General features: G+C 66.8%; 11 protein-coding genes. 5 read left to right on the forward strand and 6 right to left on the reverse strand.

The window, feature by feature from the left end; genetic code table 11:
• The first annotated feature begins 2 nt into the window (after positions 1–2).
• The 3 genes from ylqF to htpX all read left to right on the forward strand — a co-directional run bounded on the left by ylqF (position 3) and on the right by htpX (position 3,296).
• Entirely contained in the window at positions 3–986 is a 984-nt protein-coding gene (ylqF, locus tag HOP52_RS06140) for a ribosome biogenesis GTPase YlqF (RefSeq protein WP_238976489.1), read from the forward strand.
• A 58-nt stretch (positions 987–1,044) separates the two neighbouring features.
• Positions 1,045–2,277 (forward strand): pyridoxal phosphate-dependent aminotransferase, encoded by a 1,233-nt coding sequence (locus HOP52_RS06145; protein WP_238976490.1) that lies wholly within the window; start codon positions 1,045–1,047, stop codon positions 2,275–2,277.
• A gap of 119 nt (positions 2,278–2,396) precedes the next feature.
• Entirely contained in the window at positions 2,397–3,296 is a 900-nt protein-coding gene (gene htpX / locus HOP52_RS06150; protein WP_238976491.1) for a protease HtpX, read from the forward strand.
• 91 nt (positions 3,297–3,387) lie between these two features.
• Here the strand turns inward: htpX and pdxB are convergent, their stop codons facing one another.
• The 3 genes from pdxB to HOP52_RS06165 are packed head-to-tail and all read right to left on the reverse strand — an operon-like array spanning position 3,388 to position 7,407.
• Positions 3,388–4,545 carry a 4-phosphoerythronate dehydrogenase PdxB gene (pdxB, locus tag HOP52_RS06155; protein WP_238976492.1) on the reverse strand — a complete coding sequence of 386 codons (1,158 nt, stop codon included), beginning with the start codon at positions 4,543–4,545 and terminating at the stop codon, positions 3,388–3,390.
• Positions 4,546–4,547: 2 nt separating this feature from the next.
• The gene (locus HOP52_RS06160) at positions 4,548–6,026 is read right to left on the reverse strand and encodes an ABC transporter substrate-binding protein (protein WP_238976493.1); all 1,479 of its coding nucleotides are present in this window, start codon (positions 6,024–6,026) and stop codon (positions 4,548–4,550) included.
• Positions 6,019–7,407 carry a GGDEF domain-containing protein gene (locus tag HOP52_RS06165; RefSeq protein WP_238976494.1) on the reverse strand — a complete coding sequence of 463 codons (1,389 nt, stop codon included), beginning with the start codon at positions 7,405–7,407 and terminating at the stop codon, positions 6,019–6,021. The genes HOP52_RS06160 and HOP52_RS06165 overlap by 8 nt, the downstream gene beginning before the upstream one ends.
• A 189-nt stretch (positions 7,408–7,596) precedes the next feature.
• Between HOP52_RS06165 and HOP52_RS06170 the strand changes: the two genes are divergently transcribed.
• On the forward strand, positions 7,597–7,878 hold the full coding sequence (locus HOP52_RS06170; RefSeq protein ID WP_238976495.1) for a hypothetical protein: 282 nt from the start codon (positions 7,597–7,599) through the stop codon (positions 7,876–7,878).
• On the opposite strand, the gene HOP52_RS06175 is transcribed toward HOP52_RS06170, so the two are convergent.
• Together HOP52_RS06175 and rlmKL are read right to left on the reverse strand one after the other, a co-directional pair.
• Positions 7,879–8,217, reverse strand: a complete 339-nt coding sequence (locus tag HOP52_RS06175) for a glutaredoxin family protein (protein WP_238976496.1) — start codon at positions 8,215–8,217, stop codon at positions 7,879–7,881.
• Positions 8,214–10,427: a bifunctional 23S rRNA (guanine(2069)-N(7))-methyltransferase RlmK/23S rRNA (guanine(2445)-N(2))-methyltransferase RlmL gene (gene rlmKL / locus HOP52_RS06180; protein ID WP_238976497.1), complete on the reverse strand. Its 2,214-nt coding sequence runs from the start codon at positions 10,425–10,427 to the stop codon at positions 8,214–8,216. Before rlmKL ends, HOP52_RS06175 begins: the two co-directional genes overlap by 4 nt.
• A 267-nt stretch (positions 10,428–10,694) precedes the next feature.
• On the opposite strand from rlmKL, the gene rmf reads away from it, so the two are divergent.
• On the forward strand, positions 10,695–10,901 hold the full coding sequence (rmf, locus tag HOP52_RS06185) for a ribosome modulation factor (protein ID WP_238976498.1): 207 nt from the start codon (positions 10,695–10,697) through the stop codon (positions 10,899–10,901).
• 125 nt (positions 10,902–11,026) lie between these two features.
• Here the strand turns inward: rmf and HOP52_RS06190 are convergent, their stop codons facing one another.
• Positions 11,027–12,046: a quinone-dependent dihydroorotate dehydrogenase gene (locus HOP52_RS06190; protein ID WP_238976499.1), complete on the reverse strand. Its 1,020-nt coding sequence runs from the start codon at positions 12,044–12,046 to the stop codon at positions 11,027–11,029.
• Between the last annotated feature and the right edge of the window lie 135 nt (positions 12,047–12,181).

The following is a 12,181-nucleotide window of genomic DNA, read 5'->3' on the forward strand; positions in this document are numbered from 1 at the left end:
CGATGCTCGGCTGGTACCCGGGACACATGAACAAGGCGCGCCGGCAGATTCAGGAGGCGCTGCCGGAGATCGACGTGGCGATCGAGGTGCTCGACGCCCGCCTGCCCTACTCCAGCGCCAACCCCATGCTGGCGACCCTGACCCGCCACAAGCCGGTGCTCAAGATCCTCTCGCGGGCCGACCTGGCCGATCCCGAGCGCACCCGCGAGTGGGTCGCCCACTTCGACGCCCAGCCCGACACCCGCGCGCTCGCCATCACCACCACCAACGCCCGCGAACTCAAGCGCATTCCCAAGCTGTGCCACGAGCTGGCGGGCGCCGTGCGGGCCGACCGCGATGTGCGGGTCATGGTCATGGGCATTCCCAACGTCGGTAAATCGACGCTGATCAACGGCTTGGCCGGACGCACCCTGGCCAAGACCGGCAACGAACCGGCGGTGACCAAGCGCCAGCAGAAGGTGCGCATCGGCGGCCGGGTGGCGCTGACCGACACCCCCGGGGTGCTGTGGCCGAAGATCGAGGATCAGGCCAGCGCCTATCGCCTGGCGGCCAGCGGCGCCATTCGCGATACCGCCATCGACTATATCGACGTCGGCGTGGTCACCGCCGCCGAGCTGGCCAAGCGCTACCCCGAGGCGCTCAAGGGACGCTACAAGCTTAGGGCGCTGCCCCCTTACACGGCCCATCCCGAGGCGGAGCGGGTCGAGGCCGATGGCCCCCAACGCCCCGATCTGCTGGCGCTGGCCGGCTTCGACGGGCATGCCATCCTTACCGAGATCGCCGCCAAGCGCGGCGGCCTGCGCCCCGGCGGCGAGGTGGACCTGCACCGCGGCGCCGAGGTGCTGCTGCACGAGCTGCGCGACGGCAAGCTCGGCCGCCTGACGCTGGAAACGCCGGCCGACATTCCGCCGCCGGTGGCACCGGAAGCACTCGACGAGGCCGTCGCCCCCGACAACCGTGGCGGCCCGGGCAGCGAGCCCGCATAATCACCCGAGTCGCCCCGCGTCGGGCGGCCACTGGACACCACTGGAATTCGGATACGCCATGGACACGCCCGCCCTTTTCAGGAAATCGCACAAGCTCGACAACGTCTGCTACGACATCCGCGGCCCGGTGCTCGAGCACGCCAAGCGGCTGGAAGACGAAGGCCAGCGCATTTTGAAGCTGAACATCGGCAACCCAGCACCATTCGGCTTCGAGGCGCCGGAGGAGATCCTCCAGGACGTGATGCGCAACCTGCCCACGGCCCAGGGCTACTGCGACTCCAAGGGGCTCTACTCGGCGCGCAAGGCGATCATGCAGGAGTGCCAGCGCAAGGAGATTCCCGGCGTCGGTATCGAGGACATCTTCATCGGCAACGGGGTGTCCGAGCTGATCGTGATGGCGCTGCAGGCGCTGCTCAACGACGGCGACGAGGTACTGATCCCCGCCCCGGACTATCCACTGTGGACCGCCGCCGCCAATCTCTCCGGCGGCCATGCCGTGCACTACCGCTGCGACGAGCAGGCCGACTGGGCGCCGGACCTGGACGACATTCGCGCCAAGGTCACCGGCCACACCCGGGCCATCGTGATCATCAACCCCAACAACCCCACCGGCGCCGTCTACCCGCCCGAGGTGGTGCGCGAGCTGCTGGAGATCGCCCGCCAGCACGACCTGGTGGTGTTCTCCGACGAGATCTACGACAAGATCCTCTACGACGACACCGAGCATGTCTCCACCGGGGCGCTGGCCGACGAGGACCAGCTGGTGGTGACCATGAACGGCCTGTCGAAGAGCTACCGCTGCGCCGGCTTCCGTTCCGGCTGGATGACACTCTCCGGCAGCGTCGCCATGCAGCGCGCTTCCGACTTCATCCAGGGCATCAACATGCTGGCCTCGATGCGGCTGTGTGCCAACGTGCCGGCCCAGCACGCCATCCAGACCGCGCTGGGCGGCTATCAGTCGATCAACGACCTGATCCTGCCCGGCGGGCGCCTGCTGGCCCAGCGCGACATTACCTTTGAAAAACTCAACGCCATTCCCGGGGTGTCGTGCACCAAGGCCAAGGGCGCGCTCTACGCCTTCCCGCGGCTCGACCCCAAGGTGTTCAATATCCAGGACGACCAGCAGATGGTGCTCGACCTGCTGCTGCAGGAGAAGATCCTGCTGGTGCAGGGCACCGCTTTCAACTGGCCCGAGCCCGATCACGTGCGCATCGTCACCCTGCCCTGGGCTGACCAGCTGGGGGATGCCCTGGATCGCTTTGCGCGTTTCCTGTCGCGCTACCGGCAATAGCCGCGGCCAAGCGTCCGGCTTGAAACCCGGCGACCCAGACCGTATCTAAGCAACAGCTTTTGGACGCTGCGCCCAGCGCAGCGCCGCCCCCTTACGATGACATTGGGAGAACCCGAACCATGCTGCGAATCCTGCTCTTTCTGGGCACCAACCTGGGCGTCATTATCGTCGCCAGCATTACCCTGCGCCTGTTGGGAGTGGAAGGCTACCTGCGCGGCCAGGGCATCAACTTCAACGCCCTGCTGATTTTCTGCTTCATCGTCGGCATGGCCGGGTCGATGATCTCGCTGTTCATCTCCAAGTGGATGGCCAAGCGCGCCACCGGCACGGTGATCATCGAGACGCCGTCGAATGCCACCGAGAAGTGGCTGGTCGATACCGTGGAAGAGCTCTCCCGCCAGGCCGGCATCAAGACGCCGGAGGTGGGTATCTTCCCGGCCCAGCAGTCCAACGCCTTCGCCACCGGCTGGAACCGCAACGACGCCCTGGTGGCGGTCTCCGCCGGGCTGCTCAACCGCATGCGCCCCGAGGAGGTGCGCGCGGTGCTGGCCCACGAGATCGGCCACGTGGCCAACGGCGACATGGTGACCCTGGCGCTGATCCAGGGGGTGGTGAACACCTTCGTGATGTTCTTCGCCCGGGTGGTCGCTCACCTGGTGGACCAGTTCCTCAAGAGCCGCAGCGACGGCGCGGGGCTCGGCTTCATGGGCTACTTCGCGGTGGTGATCGTCGCCGAGATCGTGTTCGGCATCATCGCTTCGGCCATCGTCGCCTGGTTCTCGCGCTTCCGGGAGTACCGCGCCGACGCCGCCGGCGCGCAGCTCGCCGGCTCCGGGGCCATGATCAACGCCCTGGCCCGCCTCAAGGCCGAGACCGAAATGCCCGACCAGATGCCCGACACCCTGCGCGCCATGGCCATCACCAAGGGCCAGACCAAGTCGCTGATGGAGCGGCTGTTCGCCAGCCATCCGCCGCTGGATGATCGCATCCGCGCACTGAAGGAAGCCGCCTACCGCTGATCCACACCCTTCGGTTCGATCAACGCAACCGCAGCGGGCCCGCCATTTGGCGGGCCCGCTGCGTTGGGTCGGCAGGCAGCTGAGAGGGTCGCTACGGCTCGCTCACCGCAAAGCCGGCGGCCCTCAGCAGCGGCGCCAGCTCGCGGGCCTTTCCATGCAGGCCAACCGCCAGGGTGACGAACTCCCGGCGCAGCGGGTAGTCGGCCCGGCAGGCGTCGAAGCCCTTCGCGATGCCCTGGCGCCCGGCCTCGCGGCGCAGGCTGTCATGGTCGCGGCGCACGTCGTAGACCGCCCGTGCGCAGAGCCTCAGGGCCTCCTCGGGGGCGATCCCCTCGCCCAGCTCCAGGCGCGCCACGGGCGGCGCCGGCAGCAGCTCGGACAGCGCCAGTTGCGCCGGCTGGCCCAGGTGGTGAGAGAGTGCGTTGTAGATCTGATGGGTGCCGCGCAGCTTGCCGTCCAGGCTGTAGCCGGCGATATGCGGGGTGGCCAGCGTCGCCAGGTCGCGCAGCGCCGCATCGATGCCGGGTTCACGCTCCCAGACGTCCAGCACCGCGGCGATATCGCCCTGGCCCGCCAGGCGCTGCCGCAGCGCCAGGCCGTCCACGCAGGGACCGCGGCCGGCGTTGAGCAGCACCGTGCCCGGCGCCAGCTCGGCGATGCGCTGCGCGCCGAGCAGGTGGTGGGTGGCATGGGGCCCTTCCCGGGTCAGCGGGGTATGCAGGCAGAGCACGTCGCATTCATCGATCAACGTATCCAGGTCGCTGAACGCCTTGGCCCCGTCGGGTGCGGCCTCCCGCTCGGCCCGGGGCGGGTCGCAGGCCAGGCACTCGATGCCCAGGGCGGAGAGCCTGCTCAGCAGCCGGCCGCCCACGTTGCCGACCCCGACGATACCGATACGCCGCTTGCCGAGCAGCCAGCCCTGGCGCTCGGCCAGGGTCAGCAGGCTGACCAGCACATAGTCGACCACCGCCTCGGCGTTGCAGCCCGGGGCGCTGGCGAAGGCGATGCCGTGGCGGGCCAGGGCCGCCTGGTCGACATGATCCGTGCCGATGGTGCAGGTGCCCACGAAGCGCAGCCGTGAGCCGGCCACCAGCGCCTCATCGACACGGGTGATCGAGCGCACTACCAGGGCGTCGGCATGGCGCACCACCGCGGCGTCGATCTCGCGCCCCGGCAGGCGCACCACCTCCCCCAGCGCCCCAAAGCACGTCTCCGCTGCCGGTACGTTGGCATCCACGATGATTCGCATGCTCACTCCCAGTAAAGCTCTTCCAGCACCACCGCCGGAATCGGTGCATCGCCCCATACGCCCTGCAGGCCAGCCTTGCGTATCGCCTGCTGGGGCTTCATGAACAGAAAGACATTGACGGCCTCATCGGCCAGGTAGCGCTGCGCCTCTTCCAGCAGCCGATTCCGCCGGGCCGGGTCCTGTTCGGCCTCGATGCGTGCCCATAGCGCCTGAAACGCGGGGCTGTGGAAGTTGAAGTAGTAGTCGTCACGGGCATAGATGTCGATGTCGAACGGCTCCACATGGGCGACGATGGTCAGATCGTAGTCGTGCTCGGTGAAGACCCGCTCGATCCACTCGCCCCAGGTGATCCGCTGCAGCTCCACTCCGATCCCGACGGCCTCGAGGTCTGAAGCGATATACAGCGACGAACGCTCGGCATACTGAGTCGGCGGTACCGCGATGGTGACATGCAACCCCTCGCCGTGACCTGCCGCTTCCAGCAGCGCCCTGGCACGCGCCTGGTCGTAGGGATAGCGATCGCTAAGGTCCACGTAGGCCGGGTGGCGCGGCGAGAAGTGGCTGCCGATCAGCGGCGGCGAAGCGGTCGGATAGATAGCGAGCAGCGCTGGCTTATCGATGGCGTGGCTGATGGCCCGCCTGACGCGCCGGTCGCCGAACGGCTCGCGGCCATGATTGATGGCGACAATCACCTGACCCTCGCTGATACCATCCTGAATCACATAGTCGACGCGCTGCGTGAAAAGCATATGCGCCATTAGGCTGCTGGCATCGGGGTAGAGGTCGATCAATCCTTCCGCCAGACCACTCTCGAGCTCCAGGCGGTTCGGCGTGAAGGTGAACAGCACCTCCTCAATCGCCGGCGACTCGCCCCAATAGCCGTCGAACGCGCGCAGATGCACTCCCTTCGACCGCTTCCAGGCGACGAACGCATAGGGGCCGGTACCGATCGGCTGAGTGGTATTGGTATGCACCGAGACCGGATGCACCATGACCGCCGCGGAAAGCCCCAGACGAAACGGCAGGAGAACGTCGGGCCGGCTGAGCGTCAGGCTGAGCTCCAGGGGAGAGAGCACCACGACCTCCTCCAGCGCCTGGAACAGGTGCCGCTGAGGGTTCTCATCCCGCTCGTCGAGCAGCCGCCGCAGGCTGTAGGCCGCCACCTCGGCATCGAAGGGCTGACCATCGTGAAACTGCACCCCTTCACGAAGGACGAAACGGTAGCTGAGACCATCCTCGGCGACGTCCCAGGCTTTGGCCAGCGCCGGCTGCACCTCACCGTGCCGGTCGATACGGGTAAGTCCCTGGAAAATATTGAGATGGGTAGCCTCGGCCGTAGTCCCCGAGGCCGTTCGCGTCGGATCCAGGTGTGGCGGCTCCAGCTGAAGCTCGACCCGCAGCGCTTCCTGGGCCAGCAATGCCCCCGGACAAGCCAGCAGCAGTGCTGCCATGACGATCAACCGCTTGATTCGATTACGCATCGGAAGACTCTCCTAGGTCAGCCGCCCTCATGCGGCGCGTCACGACCCGGTTGCGCCCCTGGCGCTTGGCTTCATAGAGGGCCTCATCGGCCGCTTTGAGACAGACCTGGAACTCGGTATCGGGAATCTTCTGCGCCAGGCCGAAACTGGCAGTGACGACAATGGATTCACCATTGGCATCAATGGCGGTGCTCTCGAGCCGCTGACGAATGGCCTCCAGCAGCGACTCGAGCTCCGGGGCCGTCATGTCGAATGCCAGCGCCACGAACTCTTCGCCCCCGTAGCGGGCGATCAGCGCCGTTTCCGGCAAGCCCTCCCGGAGACAGTCGGCCACATAGCGGATTACCCGATCACCGGCATCGTGGCCATGGACATCATTGATCACCTTGAAGCGGTCGATATCGATCATCACCGCGCAGTAGTGGCTGCGCTGCATCTCGCTGCGCCGCTCATTGAGCGCTCGTTCGAAATAGTGGCGATTGTTGAGCTGGGTCAGGGCGTCATGGGTGGCCAGAAAGTCCAGTTCGCGGTTCATGGCCAGGATGCGCTCTTCATTGTGGTTGATACGCTGCACATAGCGCTGAATCGAGCCCGTCATGCGGGCAATCTCATCACGTCCATCGACGACCAGGTCATCCGGCGAGGGGCGCTCGCTGCTGATGACCTTCTGCAGCTGTACGATCCGCTGCACTACCGAGCGATTGATATGCAGCACCAATGCGATGAGGACCAATAAGGTCACCAGTACGAAGCCCTTGAGCACCCGCTCGCGGTGCCGGATATCATCACTCAGGCTGTCGGCCGATCCGCGAATTTCCGTACGAATGCGACTAACGTGATAGCCGACCGCCACGCCTAGCGCCTGGGACAGCGAGCGGTGGGCGCGGATCAGGTAGGCGATCTGTGCCTCGATCTGCTGAAGCCGGTCGACGCCTTGCGGATCATGGGCCTCGCGCAGCCGCTGGCTAAGGTCGATGCGCTGCTGAACCAGGCCATCCAGTTGCTCCAGGCTCTCGACCAGCTGGTCTCGTGCACGATTGATCTCGGCGAAATTGCCGTCGGCGGGGCGCATATCCGTCAGCTCGTCGACCAGCCGTCCGATCCACTCCTTGCGATCGTTGATCTCGAACATGGCCTGGCGACGTGTCAAATGGTCATCGGCGAGCAGCAACATGGCACCGCTGCCGACCATGCTCTCGCTCTGCTGAATCAGTTGGCTAGCGGTCATCAGCGCCCGGGTATGCTGACCGGACAGCTCCGACAACTCCTTGCGGTATTCCGCAAACGACATCAACGCCATGGCGATGGTCCCCAGAATCACCAGCGTCAACAGCGCCGTCAGTGCCGCCAGCCTGGCCGTCAGCCCGAAGCCCATCCTCATGCCCGCATCTCGAATTCCCGTGCCATCACACCCCGCCTCCACAGACCGCAGCGTATCCCAGCCCGACCCTCTGGGAAATGTGGTGCCTCAACGCAAGCGCCCGCTCAGCTGATGCTTGTCGGGCGCCACGAAGTCTTTACAATATCGGCAGGCGCGTCAGCCACTTGATACCGATGACCGGGAGAGAATGTGATCGTCCGCTGGGAGAGTGACCATGACTATGTGCTGGTGCATATTCACCAGGACATGTTCGGCGACTGGATCTTCAGCCGCGCCTGGGGGCAGATCGGTACCCAGTTCGGTGGGCTGAAGCACCAGCTGGCCGACGATCATGACCAGGCCCTGATGTGGCTCGCCGACGAAACCACCATCCAGGCCTCGCGGGGCCTGCGCAAGGTGCTGGAGGTAGAGGACGAAAGCACCGAGGGCCAGGCGGCGGTCCATCAGTTGTCGCTGCTGGGTAACGGCTGATCATCCCAGGTAGCGTCGCCCGCCCCGCGACTCGGGGCGAGCCGGCGGCGAGCGCGGCGGCTCCCCCGCCTGCAGCCGCTGCCAGGCCGCCGCATCGAGCCGGCCGCGCGCGTCCAGCCAGTCGGCCAGCCGGGCCGGTTCGAACCCCAGGTCCAGCTCGTCGCCCGCCTCGTCCACCAGCACCGGAATCCGCACCCCGTAGCGCTCGACCAGGACGTCATCCTCGCTGATCTCGATGCGCTCGAGGCGGTATTCGCACGCGCATAGAGTCGCCAGCAGCGCCTCGAGCCGCTCACAGAGATGGCAGCCCAGGGTGGTATAGAGTCTCAGCTCGATCATTCCCCCTCCCGGTGGCGAATCAGGAAAACGTGGTGGATATCGGGCCGGCGAAGAAAATCCGGGTCGAAAGTCCGCGCCGAGATATCCTCCACCGCAAAGCGCTCGGCCAGGTCGGCGTCCAGCCGGAACCGACGCTGGTTGTTGGAGAACACCAGAGTGCCGCCCGGCGCCAGGCGTGCCATGGCCAGGTCGACCAGCCGCGGATGGTCGCGCTGAACGTCCAGGGTGGTGTCCATCTTCTTGGAGTTGGAGAAGGTCGGGGGGTCGAGAAAGATCAGGTCGAACTGGGCCCGTGCCGTTTCCAGCCAGCGCAGGCAGTCGTCGCGCACCACCCGATGGCGCGCAGGGTCCAGGCCGTTCAAGGCGAAGTTATCGCGCGCCCACTCCAGGTAGGTGTTGGAGAGATCCACGCTGACGCTCTCGCTGGCCCCGCCCTCGGCCTCGCTGCCCAGCGCCGCCTGCACCGTGGCGGTGGCGGTATAGCAGAAGAGGTTGAGAAAGCGCTTGCCGGGCGCCATCTCGGCCAGCCGCCGCCGCACCGGCCGGTGGTCGAGGAACAGGCCGGTATCCAGGTAATCGTGCAGATTGACCCAGAGCCGCGCGCGCCCCTCGCGCACCTCGAAACGCTCGCCGCGCGCGCCCTGTTTCTGGTACTGCTCCTTGCCCTGCTTTCGCTCGCGCCGCTTGATGACGATGGCCGAGGCCTCGACATCCAGCGCCTCGGGGATCACCGAGAGGGCGTCGAAGAGCCGCTTCTGGGCCTGGGCGGCATTCACCGAGCGCGGGGGCGCATACTCCTGGACGTGGACCCGCCCGTCGTAGACATCGATGGCCAAGGCGTACTCGGGCATGTCGGCATCATACAGCCGGTAGCAGCTCTCCCCGGACTGCTTCAGCCATTTCTTCAGCCGCTTGCGATTCTTGCGCAGGCGGTTGGCGAACATCTGGGCCCCTTCGCCGTACGCCGGCGCTCCGCGCCCCGCCGCTGCCTCAGAGGACGCGGCGGCACCCTCGGCGGAGGCGGTGTCGGGCACGTCCATCAGCAGCAGCCGCGCGTCCAAGGGACCATTCTTGAGCGAATACTGCTTGTCGGCGCGCAGCCCCAGGCGATGGCCCAGGTCCGGGTTGGCGGTGAACACCGCCAGGCGCCAGCCGGGAAAGGCCCGCCGCACCCCCGCCCCCAGCTCGGCGTAGAGGCTCACCAGCTCCGGTAGCTCGCCCAGCCGCTCGCCGTAAGGGGGGTTGGTGATCACCAGGCCGCGAGCCGCGTCGTCCAGCGCCTCCGGCCGCTGCAGCTGGCCAAGCGAAGCGCCGTGGAACTCGATCAAGGCGGGAATGCCGGCGCGCATGGCGTTGGCCCTGGCCGCCGCCAGCGCCGGGGGGCTCTGGTCGACGCCGAACAGCCTCGCCCGGCAGCGCTTGCGGCCGATGCCGGCGCGTGCCTCGGCCTCGCGCTTAAGCTCACGCCACAGCGGCTCGTCGTGGCCCGCCCAGCCGTGAAAGCCGAAGCGCTCCCTGGGCAGATTGGGCGCCATGTCGGCGGCCATCAGCGCGGCCTCGATCAGCAGCGTGCCGGCCCCGCACAGCGGGTCCACCAGGGCCTCCCCTGCCCGCAGCCGCTGGGGCCAGCCGGCGCGGATCAGCAGCGCCGCCGCCAGGTTCTCCTTGAGCGGCGCGTGGCCGACGTCGCGACGGTAGCCCCGGCGGTGCAGGCTGTCGCCGGACAGATCCACCCCAAGGGTCAGCCGGCCGCGATGCAGGTGAGCGTAGAGGCGCAGGTCCGGCTGCTTGAGATCGACGCTCGGCCGCGGCTGACCCGCCACCTGCAGCGCATCGACCACGCCATCCTTGACCAGCTGCGCGCCGAAGCGCGTATGGCGAATCTGCTCGCTGCGGCCGTGGAAATCCACCGCCAGGGTGGCACCCGGATGCAGATGCTGGGTCCACGGCACCCGCGACACCACCTGACGCAGCGCCTCGGGGGACTCGATGCCCTCCTCCCGGGCCAGGCAGAGCACGATACGGTTGGCCAGGCGCGACCACAGGCAGGCCCGGTAGGCAGCCGCCAGTTCGGCGCGACAGTGTACGCCGGCAACGGTGGTCTTGACCGGCTCCGCGCCCAGGGTGCGGAGCTCGTCGGCCAGTAGCTCTTCCAGCCCCTTGGGGCAGCTGGCCAGCAGGCGTAATGCAGTTTGGGGTGACTCGGTCATGGCAGTGGTGCCGGCGCTTGGCCGGACATATTCCTCAGGTTGCAATTTTGCGTCGATCTTATGACGAAACATAAGTCGACAATGCTGCCCATAATGAGCTAAGAATAGGGTGAGTAGCTACTCTATAGACGCATGCGTTCTGTCAGCGGCCCCCGGGTTCGCTCCCATTCGCTCTGCCATTGACTTGGCAATGGCCCCGGAGCGTGGTAATGACGGGTTGAGACATGTCGTTTCAGCCAAATTGGTACCTTCATAAGAGGTCATCCGATGAAAAGACAGAAACGTGATCGCTTTCAGCGCGCTTATCTTCATGGCTACAAGGCCGGTGTATCAGGGCGCTCCCGCGACGACTGTCCCAGTCAGGATGTCAATATTCGCGAATACTGGATGAGCGGTTGGCGTGAAGGTCGCGGAGATCAATGGGCCGGCATGACCGGCGTCTCCGGCATTCACAAGAACCCCATGGTGATATAACCCTCTACCCACCCAATCGACCGTCCACTGCCGCCGCAGCCGCGGCGGACATGACACCAAGCCCGTGATCCGCTCACGGGCTTTCTTTTTGGTTCTTTACCGTTTGGTTCTTCACGCTTTGACGCTCAGCCTCCCGCGGCCTTCAGCGCCCGCGCGCACTCGCCGACCAGCGCCGGCCCACGATAGATGAAGCCCGAATAGAGCTGCACCAGGTCCGCACCCGCCCGGCGCTTGGCCACCGCCGCCTCGCCGCTGTCGATGCCGCCCACCCCGATGATCGGTAGCCTGGGCAGGTGGCGGCGCAGCTCGCGGATCACCGCATTGGACGGCTCGAACACCGGCCGCCCCGAGAGCCCGCCCTGCTCGTCGGCGTGGGGGAGTCCGGCCACCGCCTCACGAGACACGGTGGTGTTGGTGGCGATCACCGCGTCCATCTCGCTGCTGACGATACTCTCGGCCACCAGGCCGACCTCCTCGGGGGTCATGTCGGGGGCGATCTTGACCGCCAGCGGCACCCGCCGCCCCGCGGCGGCATCCAGGCGGCTCCCCGCCTCCCTCAGGGCCCCCAGCAGGGCGTCGAGATGCTCGCCGAACTGCAGGTTGCGCAGCCCCGGGGTGTTGGGCGAGGAGATGTTGACGGTCACGTAGTCGGCGTGGGCATGCACCTTCTCCAGGCAGTGCAGGTAGTCCTCCACGGCCCGTTCCACCGGCGTGGTGAGATTCTTGCCGATGTTGATGCCGACGATACCGTCATAGCGACGCTTGCGGACCCGCTCGACCAGGTGATCCACGCCGGCATTGTTGAACCCCATGCGGTTGATGATGGCGCCCTGCTGCGGGATGCGAAACAGCCGCGGGCGCGGGTTGCCGTCCTGGGGCCTGGGCGTCACGGTGCCGACCTCGACGAAGCCGAAACCCAGCGCCCCCAGGGCCTCCAGGTGGTCGGCATTCTTGTCCAGGCCTGCGGCCAGCCCCACCCGGTTGGGGAAACGCAGGCCCATCAGCTCCACCGGGTCCTCGACGCGGCCGCCGCCCAGGCGGGCCGCCAGGCTCAGTCGGTGTGCCGCATCCAGCGCGCGAAGCGCCATCCCGTGGGCGGTTTCGGCATCGAGACGAAACAGGATCGAGCGGGCAAGCGAATACATCAGCAGCTCCTGGCGGCAGGTCGTAGGGGGAGGCGGGCCGGTAAGCACGGCGGTATCGCCGTCGGCGGAGCGGGATTATAGCACCGCCGTCGGCACACCACGATGGACCCCGCCACTTGGGCGGGGTCAGCGGGG

This window comes from Billgrantia campisalis (assembly GCF_022341425.1).
Classification (GTDB): Bacteria; Pseudomonadota; Gammaproteobacteria; order Pseudomonadales; family Halomonadaceae; genus Halomonas; species Halomonas campisalis.

Bases quoted from the DNA above. Each gene is read 5' to 3' on its own strand.
- HOP52_RS06160 (WP_238976493.1), bottom strand. From the start codon at position 6,026: ATGCGTAATCGAATCAAGCGGTTGATCGTCATGGCAGCACTGCTGCTG.
- pdxB (WP_238976492.1), bottom strand. From the start codon at position 4,545: ATGCGAATCATCGTGGATGCCAACGTACCGGCAGCGGAGACGTGCTTT.
- htpX (WP_238976491.1), top strand. From the start codon at position 2,397: ATGCTGCGAATCCTGCTCTTTCTGGGCACCAACCTGGGCGTCATTATC.
- HOP52_RS06175 (WP_238976496.1), bottom strand. From the start codon at position 8,217: ATGATCGAGCTGAGACTCTATACCACCCTGGGCTGCCATCTCTGTGAG.
- ylqF (WP_238976489.1), top strand. From the start codon at position 3: ATGCTCGGCTGGTACCCGGGACACATGAACAAGGCGCGCCGGCAGATT.
- rlmKL (WP_238976497.1), bottom strand. From the start codon at position 10,427: ATGACCGAGTCACCCCAAACTGCATTACGCCTGCTGGCCAGCTGCCCC.
- HOP52_RS06190 (WP_238976499.1), bottom strand. From the start codon at position 12,046: ATGTATTCGCTTGCCCGCTCGATCCTGTTTCGTCTCGATGCCGAAACC.
- HOP52_RS06165 (WP_238976494.1), bottom strand. From the start codon at position 7,407: ATGAGGATGGGCTTCGGGCTGACGGCCAGGCTGGCGGCACTGACGGCG.
- HOP52_RS06145 (WP_238976490.1), top strand. From the start codon at position 1,045: ATGGACACGCCCGCCCTTTTCAGGAAATCGCACAAGCTCGACAACGTC.
- rmf (WP_238976498.1), top strand. From the start codon at position 10,695: ATGAAAAGACAGAAACGTGATCGCTTTCAGCGCGCTTATCTTCATGGC.